Below are 13,011 nucleotides of genomic sequence, written 5' to 3'. Positions count from 1 at the left end.
CCAAACGAGGGTCCTTTGTGAGTTACATCAACGACTTATCAGGCGAAAGGATGACGCAGAACGATGGTTTCGTTGCGGTCCGGCCCCGTCGAAATAATGTCGATCGGCGCACCGACCAGCTCTTCGACGCGCTTGATGTAGTTGCGGGCCGCCACGGGCAGCTCTTCCAGGGTCTTGGCGCCCACGGTCGATTCGGTCCAGCCTGGCATCTGCTCGTACACCGGCTCCAGGCCAATGTAGCTGTCTGCATCGGTCGGTGCGTCGATGACGGCGCCGTCCTGGTTCTTGTAGCCCACGCAGATGTTGATGGTCTCCAGGCCGTCCAGCACGTCCAGCTTGGTCAGGCACAGGCCCGAGATGCTGTTGACGTCGATGGCGCGACGCAGGATGACGGCATCGAACCAGCCGCAACGACGGGCACGGCCGGTGGTGGCACCGAACTCGTGGCCGCGCTTGGCCAGGAAGGCACCGACGTCGTCGAACAGCTCGGTCGGGAACGGGCCCGAACCAACGCGGGTGGTGTAGGCCTTGGTGATGCCGAGGATGTAGTCCAGGTACATCGGGCCAAAACCCGAACCGGTGGCGATGCCGCCAGCGGTGGTGTTGGAGCTGGTGACGTACGGGTAGGTGCCGTGGTCGATGTCCAGCAGCGAACCTTGGGCGCCTTCGAACATGATGTCCTTGCCGGCGCGGCGCAGCTCGTGCAGCTCGGCGGTAACGTCGAGCATCATCGGCTTGAGCAGCTCGGCGTATTCCATGCACTCGTCCAGGGTTTTCTGGAAGTCGATGGCCGGCTCTTTGTAATAATTGACCAGGACAAAGTTGTGGTAGTCCAGCAACTCGCCCAGCTTGGCGGCGAAACGTTCGCGGTGGAACAGGTCGCCAATGCGCAGGCCGCGACGGGCGACCTTGTCTTCATAGGCCGGGCCGATGCCGCGACCGGTGGTGCCGATCTTCAGCTCGCCACGGGCCTTTTCACGGGCCTGGTCCAGCGCAACGTGATAGGACAGGATCAGCGGGCAGGACGGGCTGATGCGCAGGCGCTCGCGCACCGGTACACCCTTCTCTTCCAGCTTGATGATTTCCCGCAGCAGGGCGTCGGGGGCAACCACCACGCCGTTGCCGATCAGGCACTGCACGCCTTCGCGCAGCACGCCCGAGGGGATCAGGTGCAGAACGGTTTTCTCACCGTCGATCACCAAGGTGTGACCTGCGTTGTGGCCACCCTGGTAGCGCACTACGGCGGCAGCATGTTCGGTCAGCAGATCAACGATCTTGCCTTTGCCCTCATCACCCCACTGGGTGCCCAGGACTACGACATTCTTACCCATAACACTTGTCCTCATTCGCGCAAACTTGGTGCCGGCGATGGCCGGCAGGAAAACTCAAGAAGCCAGCGGCAATACTTGCCAAAGCCCGTTCTGCTGAATCAATTGCCGGTCGCAGTCCGCTTCACGGGCGGCGGCCAAAGGTTGCCCAGGCAATGCCTGGACGACACGCTGACCCTCACCGCGCAACTGGCAGACGATCTGCCAGAGTGCCGCATCCGTACTGTCAGGCATCCAGATACCGCCAGACGGTAACTCGATCTCAGCACGCCCCAGGGTCACCAGGGTTTTCAAATCGGTAGAGAAGCCGGTCGCCGGACGGGCACGACCGAAATCGGCACCGATGTCGTCGTAGCGACCGCCTTGGGCGATGGACTGGCCAACGCCCGGTACGAACACCGCGAACACCACGCCGGTGTGGTAGTGATAACCGCGCAGTTCACCCAGGTCGAAATACAACGGCAGCTCCGGGAAACGCACCGACAGACGCTCAGCAATCGCCAACAAGTCATCAAGGGCCGCCAGCACAGGGGCCGGCGCACCGGCCAGACGCTCGCGAGCGGCGCCCAGCACCTCACGGCCGCCACACAGATCCACCAATGCCCGCAGCATGCCGGATAATTGTGTCGGCAGGCCTTCGGTCAGGCTGATGACTTCGTCGATGGCCTTGCGCTGCAACGCATCGAACAACTGCTGTTCCACTTCGCCGGACAGGCCGGCCGCACGTGCCAGGCCGCGGTAGATGCCGACATGGCCCAGGTCCATGTGGACATCCGGCACGTCAGCCAGTTGCAGCATGGCCAGCATCAGGCTGATGACTTCCACATCGCTGCTCGGGCTCGCGTCGCCATACAGCTCGGCGCCCAGCTGGATCGGGCTGCGCGAAGACGACAAGGCACGCGGCAAGGCATGCAGGACACTCCCGGCATAGCACAGGCGGCTCGGACCCTCACGACGCAGGGTGTGGGCATCGATGCGCGCCACTTGTGGCGTGATGTCGGCCCGAAAGCCCATCTGCCGACCCGACTGCGGATCGATGACCTTGAAGGTGCGCAGATCCAGGTCCTGGCCCGCGCCGGTCAGCAGGGATTCCAGGTACTCGATATGCGGGGTCACGACAAACTCGTAACCCCAGCTCTGGAACAGATCCAACACCTGCCGACGCGCTACTTCGATACGCGCGGCCTCCGGTGGCAGTACTTCTTCGATGCCATCTGGCAGCAGCCAGCGGTCTACCGTTGCCATTACGCCATTCCCCTATGATCCGGGCGGCCAACTTTCGGGCTGGCCTTGAGTGAAGCAGAAAATGCCCGCGCCATGCGAAAAACCGCAAACCACGCGCAAGGGCGACGTGACGAATGGCCTTGAATCGGCCCCGCCAAGCACTTTCCTCGAAAAACCTGTCGGGTCATTTCACCCGACGCCTGCAACCAACACCACAATCGAACGTGCAGACGCAAAAAAGCCGGGAATTTCCCGGCTGCCGCATCATACACACGTTTTCCCAAAGGATCACCCCGCCCGACGTTTTAGCCGCCGGGCGGAGTGCTTCAGGTCAACGTCGCGTCAAGGCTTGGCCTTTTCCAGGTAGTGGAAAAAGTCGCTGCTTGGGTCCAGGACCAGAACGTCGGACTTGTTCGCGAAGCTTTCACGGTAGGCGCGCAGGCTACGATAGAACGCGTAGAACTCCTGATCCTGGCCGTAGGCCTTGGCGTAGATCGCAGCGGCCTGGGCATCGCCATCACCACGGACTTCTTCCGATTCGCGATAGGCTTCGGCCAGCAGCACACGGCGTTGGCGATCGGCGTCGGCACGGATGCCTTCAGCCAGCTCGTTACCCTTGGCGCGGTGCTCGCGGGCTTCACGCTCACGTTCGGTGCTCATGCGCTCGAACACGCTGCGGTTCACTTCCTTCGGCAGGTCGATGGCCTTGACGCGGACATCGACCACTTCGATACCCAGCTCTTTTTCCGCCATCGTGTTCAGCGAACGGGTGATGTCGGACATGAGCGCATCGCGCTCACCGGAGACCACTTCATGCAGGGTACGCTTACCGAACTGGTCACGCAGACCCGATTCCAGGCGACGGGACAGACGTTCGTCAGCGATCTGCTTGAGGCCGGACGTCGCGGTGTAGAAGCGCTCGGCATCCTTCACGCGCCACTTGGCATAGGCATCGACCATCACGGCTTTCTTTTCCAGCGTCAGGAAGCGCTGCGTCGGCGCGTCCAGCGTCATCAGGCGGGCGTCGAACTTGCGCACCTTGTTGACGTACGGCACTTTCACATGCAGCCCCGGCTGGACATCAGCCTGGACCACGCGACCGAACTGCAGCAACACCGCACGCTCGGTCTGAGCCACGATGTAGAAGCAGTTCCAGGCAGCGATCGCCACGACGACACCGACAATAAGGGCGATCAGCGATTTATTGCTCATCAGCGACTCTCCCTGGTACGTGCTTGCTGTTGCTGCAGGTCCGCCGCCGCGCGGGCATTGGCTTCATTGCTGGCGGCTGCCGCCGCGCCGGTTGACGGCGTGCCGGTGTTGCGACCGCTCTCGACCATCTTGTCCAGCGGCAGGTACAGCAGATTGCTCTGGCCATTCTTGTTGCCGGTCACGAGGACCTTGCTGGTATTACTGAAGACTTCCTGCATGGTGTCCAGGTACAGACGCTGGCGGGTCACTTCAGGAGCCTTGCGATACTCGGCCACCAGCTTGGTGAAGCGATCAGCCTCACCCTTGGCGCGGGAAACCACTTCGTCGCGATAACCGTTGGCATCCTCGATGATGCGCTGGGCCTGGCCACGGGCTTCCGGCACGACGCCGTTGGCGTAGGTTTCGGCCTGGTTGCGCGAACGCTGCTCGTCTTCACGGGCACGGATCACGTCGTCGAAGGCTTCCTGGACTTCACGCGGTGCCGCTGCGCTCTGCACGTTGACCTGGGTGACGGTGATACCGGTGCGATAGGTGTCGAGGAAGCGTTGCAGACGTTCCTTGATTTCGCTGGCCATCAGCTCGCGACCTTCGGTCAGCACCTGGTCCATGGCGGTGGAGCCCACCACATGGCGCAAGGCACTCTCAGTCGCGTGTTGCAGGCTGATTTCCGGCTGGTCGACGTTCAGCACGAAGTCCTGCAGGTTGGTGATCTTGTACTGCACGGTCAGCGGCACTTCGACGATGTTCTCGTCCTCGGTGAGCATCTGGCCCTGCTTGGTGTAGGCACGCTCACGCGTGACGTTCTCCATGTACTTCTGGTCGATCGGCGGGAAATAGATGTTCAGGCCCGGGCCGACGGTTTCGTAGTACTTGCCGAAGCGCAGCACCACGGCTTGCTCCTGCTCGTCCACGACATACACCGCGCTGTACAGCCAGACAGCCGCAAGCACGACAAGACCGATGCCGAGCAGGCCGAAACCACCGCCTCTGCCCGGACGGCTGCCGCCATCGTCACCGCGTTTCTTACCACCACCGAACAAACCGTTCAGGCTTTCCTGCAGCTTGCGGAAGGCCTCGTCGAGATCCGGTGGTCCCTTGCGGTCGCCGTTGTTACGACGCTTGCCGCCCCAGGGATCCTGGTTGTTCGAGTTGCCACCCGGCTCATTCCAAGCCATAGCGCTCTCCATCTGATAAAGCAAAGACGCACCCACGGCGCGCCGGCCAATGCTACAGAATGCCTGACACAGCTTTCTCAGGCTTTTATTGCAAAGTGTGTTGCTCGATGAATTCCATCGGTTGCAGCCCTTCACGACTGACCAGCCGGTTCAGTTCCGACCGAGGCAGGCGAACGGCCAGCAGGCAGACACCGTCTTCGTCGTGTTCTTCTTTCTGCACCGCCCCCAGCTCGAAGAACTGGGCACGCAGCCTGGCAAAACGCTGTGGCAGCTTCAGGGTGCCGACAAACAGGTCGTCGCCCAGCAGCTCAGCCACGGCCTGCTTGAGCAGGTCCAGGCCGCTGCCATCACGCGCCGACAGCCAGACCCGCTGCGGCTTGCCGTCGGCATCGCGCTGGATCTGCGGTTCCACGCCCTCGAGCAAATCGAGTTTGTTGTATACCTCGAGGATCGGCAAGTCCTGCGCCCCGATCTCGCCCAGCACCACCATGACCTGCTCGATCTGCAGCATCCGGTCCGGCTCGGCAGCATCGATCACATGCAGCAGCAGGTCGGAGTTGCTCGACTCTTCGAGCGTAGCCCGGAAAGCCTCGACCAGTTTATGCGGCAGGTGCCGGATGAAGCCCACGGTGTCGGCCAGCACGATCGGCCCGAGGTCGTCCAGGTCGAGCCGGCGCAGGGTCGGGTCGAGCGTGGCGAACAACTGGTCGGCCGCGTAGACGTCGGACTGGGTAACGTGATTGAACAGCGTCGATTTGCCGGCGTTGGTATACCCCACCAGTGAAACCGTCGGGATGTCCGCCCGCTTGCGGCCGCGTCGCGACTGCTCGCGCTGGCTGCGGACCTTCTCCAGCCGCCCCTTGATCTGGCGCAGGCGAACCCGCAGCAGGCGCCGGTCGGTTTCCAGTTGGGTTTCACCCGGGCCACGCAGGCCGATACCGCCTTTCTGGCGCTCAAGGTGAGTCCAGCCGCGAACCAGCCGTGTGCTCATGTGCTCAAGCTGGGCCAGTTCGACCTGGAGCTTGCCTTCATGGGTACGCGCGCGTTGGGCAAAGATATCGAGAATCAGCCCGGTGCGGTCGATCACGCGACACTCGAAGACACGTTCGAGGTTACGTTCCTGACTGGGCGTAAGGATGTGATTGAAAATCACCAGATCGATGTGCTCGGCCTTGACCAGGTCGCGCAACTCCTCGACCTTGCCACTGCCGATCAGGAACTTGGCGGTTGGCCGATGACGCGGCACGTTGACAAACGCGACGGTCTCGGCGCCGGCCGAAATTGCCAATTCCTGAAACTCCTGCGGATCTTCGCGCGCCTCAGGGTCCTGTCCTTCCAAGTGAACGAGAATAGTCCGTTCACCACCACCGTGGCGCTCAAAGAACAAAGGAGGCTCCTATCAAGCGTTACCCGGCTCAGCGTCAGCGCCTTCGGATTCGGTTGCGCTAGGCAGACGAATTGGACGAACCGGCACTACCGTCGAGATAGCGTGTTTGTAGACCATCTGGCTGACGGTGTTTTTCAGCAGGATGACGAACTGGTCGAAAGACTCGATCGTGCCTTGCAGTTTGATCCCGTTGACCAGATAGATGGACACCCCAACTTTTTCTTTACGTAAAGTGTTCAAGTAAGGGTCTTGTAGCGAATGCCCTTTTGACATGTGCCGCACTCCTTTAAGGATCAATTATAAAAATCGGAATCAGATGGCTTGGGCCGTCACACCCCCAAGGATAGACGGCAATTGCAAGGACTCAGCTCAATATGGAGATGGTCCCAAGGTATTTCAAGGCGCGTGGCAGATTGTCGCAATCAAGGCTGTCGAGCCAATGCAAGTCAGTCCAGCTGCGCAACCAGGTGAACTGGCGCTTCGCCAATTGGCGCGTGGCGATAATCCCACGCTCGCGCATCTCGGCTGACGTCAGCTTGCCGTCCAGGTAATCCCAGACTTGTCGATAACCTACCGCACGTATAGACGGCAACCCGGCATGCAGGTCACTTCGCTCACGCAGGGCTACGACCTCGTCTATGAACCCCTGTTCCAACATCAATGTGAATCTTTGTTCAATACGCTGATGCAACACTTGCCGGTTCGCCGGAGCGATGGCCAGATTCGCGACAGTATAGGGCAATTGTTGCAGTCCCGAAGCGGCTGCTTTAGTACTTTGCGCAGATTGTCGCTGGCGCAGGGCCGTCATGCTCTGGCCGCTGACCCGATAAACCTCCAGCGCTCGGCTGAGCCGCTGCGGGTCGTTGGGGTGAATACGCGCCGCCGACTCGGGATCGATCAGCGCCAATTGCTCGTGAAGCGCTTGCCAGCCAAGGCGCGCAGCCTCTTCTTCGATCTGCGCGCGCACCTCGGGATCGGCCGCCGGCATGTCCGCCAGTCCGTCGACCAAGGCCTTGTAATAGAGCATGGTGCCGCCCACCAGCAGCGGAATCTTGCCCCGCGCGGTGATCTCGGCCATGGCCTGGAGCGCATCACGCCGGAAATCGGCTGCCGAGTAAGCGTCGGCCGGGTCGAGGATATCGATCAGGCGATGCGGATATTCAGCCAGCAGTTCCTTCGATGGCTTGGCGGTGCCGATGTCCATGCCCCGATAGACCAGGGCCGAGTCGACGCTGATCAACTCGCAGGGCATCACCTTGGTCAGTTCGATGGCCAGGTCGGTCTTGCCGGCGGCCGTCGGCCCCATTAGGAAGATCGCCGGAGGGAGCTGGCTCATCAGCGACCGCGCAGGAACAGTTTGTCCAGGTCGTCCAGGCCCAATTGGGTCCAGGTCGGCCGGCCATGGTTGCATTGACCGCTGCGCTCGGTGTTTTCCATGTCCCGCAGCAGACCGTTCATTTCCGGCAGGGCCAGGCGCCGGTTGGCGCGGATTGCGCCGTGGCAGGCCATGGTGCCGAGCAGTTCGTTCAGGTGCGCCTGGATCCGGTCACTGGTGCCGTACTCCATCAGGTCCGCCAGCACGTCGCTGACCAGGCGATTGGCCTCGGCCTGTTTCAACAAGGCCGGGATCTGCCGGATCGCCAGGGTCTCCGGGCCCAGGCGCTGCAACTCGAAGCCCAGGCGCTGGAACCAGCTCACATGTTCTTCGGCGCAATCGGCTTCGCGCTGACTGACGGCCAGGGATTCGGGCACCAGCAGCGGTTGCCCGCTCAAGCCTTCACTGGCCATGGCGATCTTCAGCCGTTCGTACATGATTCGCTCGTGGGCGGCATGCATGTCCACCAGGACCAGGCCCTGAGCATTTTCCGAGAGGATATAGATGCCTTTGAGCTGCGCCAGGGCATAACCTAGCGGCGGGATATCGCCCTGGCCCTCGGGCAATGCCGCCGCACCGGTCTCCGGCAGCGGCTTGAAAAATTCGCGATAGGCAGCCTGGGCCTCCGCCGCCGGCACATTCGACTGAGGACGCGGCGTGTATTGGTATTGATAGCCGCTGCCGGCACCGTTGCCGGCCGTGTTATAGACGGGCTGGGGCTGGGATTGCTCAAGCAGCGCGTTGGCCGCAAGGCGCATTTCGCCCTGGGGACCGAATTCGCCAGCCTCCAGTCCGCTTGGCCGGACCATGCCGGCCACCGCCGCCGGGGCCGCCAATTGATCTTCGGGACGCACATCGCCCAGGGCGCGATGCAAAGTGCCATAGAGGAAATCATGGACCATGCGCCCGTCACGGAACCGCACTTCGTGCTTGGTCGGGTGCACGTTGACGTCCACCACCGAAGGGTCGACCTCGAAAAACAGCACGAAGGTCGGATGCCGACCGTTGAACAGCACATCGCGATAAGCCTGGCGCACCGCGTGGGCCACGAGCTTGTCGCGCACCGCGCGGCCATTCACATAGAAATACTGCAAGTCCGCCTGGCTGCGGGAGAACGTCGGCAAGCCGACCCAGCCCCACAGGTGCAGGCCATTGCGCTCCACCTCGATGGGCAATGCCTGCTCGAGGAAACCCGCACCGCACACCGCGCCCACGCGTCGGGCACGGGCCGCATCATCGTGGGCCTCGTGCAGGCTGAGGATGGTCTTGCCGTTATGGCGCAAATGGAACGCCACGTCAAAACGCGCCAGGGCCAGGCGCTTGATGACTTCCTGCAAATGATCGAACTCGGTTTTCTCGGCCTTGAGGAACTTGCGCCGGGCCGGGGTATTGAAGAACAGGTCGCGCACTTCCACCGAGGTGCCCACCGGATGGGCGGCGGGCTGGACTCGAGAAGCCATGTCGCGGCCTTCGGTCTCGACCTGCCAGGCCTGGTCGGCGTCGCGGGTGCGGGACGTCAGCGTCAGGCGCGACACCGAGCTGATGGACGCCAGCGCCTCGCCACGAAACCCCAGGCTCATGACCCGCTCAAGGTCTTCCAGGTCGCGGATCTTGCTGGTGGCGTGACGCGCCAGCGCCAGCGGCAGGTCGTCGGCGGGAATGCCGCGACCGTCATCGCGCACCCGCAGCAACTTGACGCCACCTTGCTCGACATCGACGTCGATGCGCTTGGCACCGGAGTCGAGGCTGTTTTCCAGCAGCTCCTTGATGACCGACGCCGGGCGCTCGACCACCTCACCGGCAGCAATCTGGTTCGCCAGCCGCGGGCTGAGCAGTTCGATGCGAGCGTTGCCGCCAATCACTTCATCCGTCATTGCTTGACCGCCACTTCGTTGCCGGGAATGGTCAGGGTCTGGCCGATCTTCAGCTCGTCACTCTGCAGGTTATTGGCGCTGCGCAAGGTAGCGGGCGACACCTGGTAGCGCACCGCGATCATCGCCAGGGTTTCGCCAGGACTGACGCGATGATCCCGCGGTCCCTGGGCAATCTTGCCCGAATCGCGCAGCCAGGCGATGTAGGTACCCGGCGGCGGGTTCTGCTGGAAGAACTGCCGCACACCGCTGCTGATGGAACGGGCCAGGGCCTGCTGGTGGCTCGCGGAGGACAGTTTCGAGGCTTCGTTGGCGTTGGAGATAAACCCGGTTTCCACGAGGATCGACGGGATGTCCGGCGACTTGAGCACCATGAATCCGGCCTGTTCGACGCGTTGCTTGTGCAGCGGGGTAACGCGGCCGATGTTGCTCAGGACCTTCTGCCCAACGTTGAGGCTTGACGTCAACGAGGCGGTCATCGACAGGTCCAGCAACACGCCGGCAAGCATCCGGTCCTTGTCGTCGAGGCTGACATTGCCGGCACCGCCGATCAGGTCGGAACGGTTTTCACTGTCGGCCAGCCAGCGCGCGGTCTCGGAAGTGGCGCCACGATCGGACAGGGCAAATACCGAGGCGCCGAACGCAGCCTTCGAAGGCGCGGCGTCGGCGTGGATCGAGACGAACAGGTCCGCACCTTTCTTGCGGGCGATCTCGGTGCGGCCACGCAACGGAATGAAGTAGTCGCCGGTGCGGGTCAGCTCGGCGCGAAAGCCCTTCATGCCGTTGACCTGGCGCTGCAACTCCCGGGCGATGGCCAGCACCACGTCTTTCTCACGCTGACCGCGCGAGCCCGAGGCGCCAGGGTCTTCGCCACCGTGGCCGGCATCGATGACCACGATGATGTCGCGTTTGCCGGCCGGCGCCGGTGGCAGCTTGAGCGCAGGCTCGGTGGGTGTGACCGGCACGGCAGGCACCGTCGCGACCTTAGTCGGGGGCGGTGGCGCAGGCGCGGCGTCGGCCGGGTTATCGAACAGATCCACCACCAACCGGTTACCGTACTGGGCATTGGGCGCGAGGGTGAAACTCTTCGGGGTCACGGCCTGTTTCAGGTCGATGACCACTCGCAGGTCGGTGGGCGTGCGCTGGGCCGAACGCATCGCGGTAATCGGCGTGTTGGCCGTGGGTACGTTCAGCGGCGCGCCCAGGGATGCACCGTTGATGTCGATCACCAGGCGATCCGGGGCCGCGAGGGTGAACACGCTGTGCTGCACCGGGCCTGTCAGGTCGAACACCAGCCGGGTGTTGTCCGGCGCCCGCCAGAGGCGAACACTGTTGACCTTTGTCTCAGCCACAGCATCGACGGCCAGTGCCGTAAGCAACAGTCCTACGACAGCAACCACCGCGCGAAAGCGCATACCAAACCCCATCATCAATTAGTTTTCCAGTGCCAGAGCGGCACACCACGACTCGCCACGCGAGCCTTGCGGCGTCAGTTTCAGCGAACGCCCGCCGTTCTGCGCGCCAATGGTAATGGTCAGGTCGGGCTTTGGCAAAAAGCCTGCACCCTTCTGAGGCCATTCGATCAGGCACAAGGCGTCATCTTCGAAATAATCACGGATCCCGAGAAACTCCAGCTCCTCAGGATCGACCAGTCGATACAAGTCGAAATGGAAGGCGCGGGTATCACCGATCTCGTAGGGCTCGACCAATGTGAACGTGGGGCTCTTGACCGAGCCGACATGCCCGAGGCCGCGAATGATGCCACGGGACAGGGTGGTTTTCCCCGCGCCAAGGTCGCCTTCGAGAAAAATCAGACCATGGCCTGCGGTGATCTGCGCGATGCGGGCGCCAAATTGTGTCATGGCTTGTTCGTCCGCCACGTACAGGGTTACTTCAGACACGGTGAGTGCTCCTCCAACAACTGACGAATGGCCGGAATCAGATCGGTCGCGGCCAATCCGCGGCCCGAGCGACCGACCTGCACCCCGGCATTGGCATGCAGCCAGACGGCCAGGCACGCGGCTTCGAATCCTTCCATTCCCTGGGCCAGCAAAGCGCCGGCCACGCCAGCGAGGACATCCCCCAGGCCAGCGGTGGCCATCGCCGGATGACCCTGACCGCAAACCGCCAGGCGCCCGTCCGGGCTGGCGATCAGGCTACCGGCGCCTTTGAGAATCACGCTGGCTCGGTATTTTTTGCTCAATGCGTGGGCCGCCGCTGGACGATCGGCCTGCACCTGCACGGTGGAAATCCCCAGCAGTCGCGCGGCCTCGCCCGGATGCGGGGTGATGATGCACTGCTCCGGCAGACTGACCACGCCATGGCTCAACAAATTCAGCGCATCGGCATCCCACACCTGCGGCAGCGACGCATTGGCCGCCGCCGACAACAGGCTGCGCCCCCAAGCGGCCTGGCCCAGGCCCGGCCCCACCACCAGCACACTGGCCTGCTTGAGCAGCCCCATCAACTGGTTAGCCGAATGGGTGCCTTGCACCATCACCTCGGGCAAACGCACCAGCGCGGCGGCCACATGCTCGCTGCGGGTCGCCATCGAAACCATCCCCGCACCGCTGCGCAAGGCGCTTTCGGCGCTCATCTGGATGGCGCCGCCAAAACCGCGGTCGCCGCCAATCAACAGCACATGACCAAACTTGCCCTTGTGGGCTGAAGGCGCACGGGGCGGCAGACGCGGCAGGTTATGCGGCAAGAGCAATCGAGCGTTGGCCGGCGCCGCGTCAACGAGGTCCGGGTCCGCGTGCAGGTCGTTGAATACCAACTCTCCCACCCGATCCGCCGCATCGCCGGTGAACAGACCAAGCTTCAGGCCAATGAAGGTCACGGTCAGGTCCGCCGTCACTGCGGTACCCAGCACCCGACCGGTGTCGGCACACAACCCGGAAGGGATATCCACCGCAGCGACCGGTAACCCGCTGACATTGATGGTGTCGATTGCCCGGACATACGGTTCGCGAACGTCACCGCTCGCCCCGGTGCCGAGCAACGCGTCGAGCAGGACACCGCGCAATTCGCAATCATCCGACCAAGGTTCCACCGGCACACCGACCGCCACGGCTTCGGCATGGGCATTGGCGGCATCACCCAGCAACCGCCGGGGCTCGCCTACCGCCAGTACCCGGACCGCCCAGCCGGCACGCCGGGCCAGAGTCGCCACCAGGTAGCCATCGCCGGCGTTGTTGCCATGGCCGGCGAATACGGTCAACTCGCCGGCTTCAGGCCAGCGCCGGACGATCGCTCGCCAGGTGGCGCGGGCGGCGCGCTGCATCAATTCGAAGCCGCTGGTGCCCGCCGCGATCAGTTGTGCGTCGAGGGCCCGGACTTGCGCGGCACTGTACAGCGCGTCGGGAAATTCATCTTTAGTCTGCGGCATGCGTCTTCGGGCTCCGATGTCTGGCAGAATTATACGCATCTCAGCTCCGGT

General features: G+C 62.9%; 11 protein-coding genes. All 11 read right to left on the bottom strand.

What is annotated here, in order from left to right:
* Positions 1 to 38 precede the first annotated feature (38 nt).
* The 11 genes from M1E16_RS02550 to M1E16_RS02500 all read right to left on the bottom strand — a co-directional run bounded on the left by M1E16_RS02550 (position 39) and on the right by M1E16_RS02500 (position 12,960).
* Positions 39 to 1,331 (bottom strand): adenylosuccinate synthase, encoded by a 1,293-nt coding sequence (locus tag M1E16_RS02550; protein WP_003186407.1) that lies wholly within the window; start codon positions 1,329 to 1,331, stop codon positions 39 to 41.
* A gap of 54 nt (positions 1,332 to 1,385) precedes the next feature.
* A complete protein-coding gene (locus tag M1E16_RS02545) occupies positions 1,386 to 2,573 on the bottom strand; it encodes an ATP phosphoribosyltransferase regulatory subunit (protein WP_458129116.1) in 1,188 nt (395 codons plus the stop codon).
* A 321-nt stretch (positions 2,574 to 2,894) separates the two neighbouring features.
* Positions 2,895 to 3,764, bottom strand: a complete 870-nt coding sequence (gene hflC, locus M1E16_RS02540; protein WP_305497195.1) for a protease modulator HflC — start codon at positions 3,762 to 3,764, stop codon at positions 2,895 to 2,897.
* The gene (gene hflK, locus M1E16_RS02535; RefSeq protein ID WP_434570002.1) at positions 3,764 to 4,939 is read right to left on the bottom strand and encodes an FtsH protease activity modulator HflK; all 1,176 of its coding nucleotides are present in this window, start codon (positions 4,937 to 4,939) and stop codon (positions 3,764 to 3,766) included. The genes hflC and hflK overlap by 1 nt, the downstream gene beginning before the upstream one ends.
* An 85-nt stretch (positions 4,940 to 5,024) precedes the next feature.
* Positions 5,025 to 6,326, bottom strand: a complete 1,302-nt coding sequence (gene hflX / locus M1E16_RS02530; protein ID WP_434626375.1) for a ribosome rescue GTPase HflX — start codon at positions 6,324 to 6,326, stop codon at positions 5,025 to 5,027.
* Between the two features lie 12 nt (positions 6,327 to 6,338).
* The gene (gene hfq / locus M1E16_RS02525) at positions 6,339 to 6,599 is read right to left on the bottom strand and encodes an RNA chaperone Hfq (RefSeq protein ID WP_058546527.1); all 261 of its coding nucleotides are present in this window, start codon (positions 6,597 to 6,599) and stop codon (positions 6,339 to 6,341) included.
* Between the two features lie 91 nt (positions 6,600 to 6,690).
* Positions 6,691 to 7,662, bottom strand: a complete 972-nt coding sequence (gene miaA / locus M1E16_RS02520; RefSeq protein WP_458129115.1) for a tRNA (adenosine(37)-N6)-dimethylallyltransferase MiaA — start codon at positions 7,660 to 7,662, stop codon at positions 6,691 to 6,693.
* Positions 7,662 to 9,575 carry a DNA mismatch repair endonuclease MutL gene (mutL, locus tag M1E16_RS02515; protein ID WP_458129114.1) on the bottom strand — a complete coding sequence of 638 codons (1,914 nt, stop codon included), beginning with the start codon at positions 9,573 to 9,575 and terminating at the stop codon, positions 7,662 to 7,664. The genes miaA and mutL overlap by 1 nt, the downstream gene beginning before the upstream one ends.
* Positions 9,572 to 11,002, bottom strand: a complete 1,431-nt coding sequence (locus M1E16_RS02510; RefSeq protein ID WP_370871022.1) for an N-acetylmuramoyl-L-alanine amidase — start codon at positions 11,000 to 11,002, stop codon at positions 9,572 to 9,574. Before M1E16_RS02510 ends, mutL begins: the two co-directional genes overlap by 4 nt.
* A gap of 3 nt (positions 11,003 to 11,005) precedes the next feature.
* Positions 11,006 to 11,473, bottom strand: coding sequence for a tRNA (adenosine(37)-N6)-threonylcarbamoyltransferase complex ATPase subunit type 1 TsaE (gene tsaE / locus M1E16_RS02505; RefSeq protein WP_434602654.1), 468 nt, complete (start codon positions 11,471 to 11,473; stop codon positions 11,006 to 11,008).
* Positions 11,461 to 12,960 (bottom strand): NAD(P)H-hydrate dehydratase, encoded by a 1,500-nt coding sequence (locus M1E16_RS02500; protein ID WP_458129113.1) that lies wholly within the window; start codon positions 12,958 to 12,960, stop codon positions 11,461 to 11,463. Before M1E16_RS02500 ends, tsaE begins: the two co-directional genes overlap by 13 nt.
* Positions 12,961 to 13,011: the final 51 nt, after the last annotated feature.

Source organism: Pseudomonas sp. Z2-11 (assembly GCF_054161305.1).
This window is presented reverse-complemented; position numbering and strand designations above follow the sequence as displayed.

Coding starts and splice junctions, on each gene's coding strand:
- M1E16_RS02510 (WP_370871022.1), bottom strand. CDS start 11,002: ATGATGGGGTTTGGTATGCGCTTTCGCGCGGTGGTTGCTGTCGTAGGA.
- hflC (WP_305497195.1), bottom strand. CDS start 3,764: ATGAGCAATAAATCGCTGATCGCCCTTATTGTCGGTGTCGTCGTGGCG.
- M1E16_RS02500 (WP_458129113.1), bottom strand. CDS start 12,960: ATGCCGCAGACTAAAGATGAATTTCCCGACGCGCTGTACAGTGCCGCG.
- hfq (WP_058546527.1), bottom strand. CDS start 6,599: ATGTCAAAAGGGCATTCGCTACAAGACCCTTACTTGAACACTTTACGT.
- M1E16_RS02545 (WP_458129116.1), bottom strand. CDS start 2,573: ATGGCAACGGTAGACCGCTGGCTGCTGCCAGATGGCATCGAAGAAGTA.
- hflK (WP_434570002.1), bottom strand. CDS start 4,939: ATGGCTTGGAATGAGCCGGGTGGCAACTCGAACAACCAGGATCCCTGG.
- mutL (WP_458129114.1), bottom strand. CDS start 9,575: ATGACGGATGAAGTGATTGGCGGCAACGCTCGCATCGAACTGCTCAGC.
- M1E16_RS02550 (WP_003186407.1), bottom strand. CDS start 1,331: ATGGGTAAGAATGTCGTAGTCCTGGGCACCCAGTGGGGTGATGAGGGC.
- miaA (WP_458129115.1), bottom strand. CDS start 7,662: ATGAGCCAGCTCCCTCCGGCGATCTTCCTAATGGGGCCGACGGCCGCC.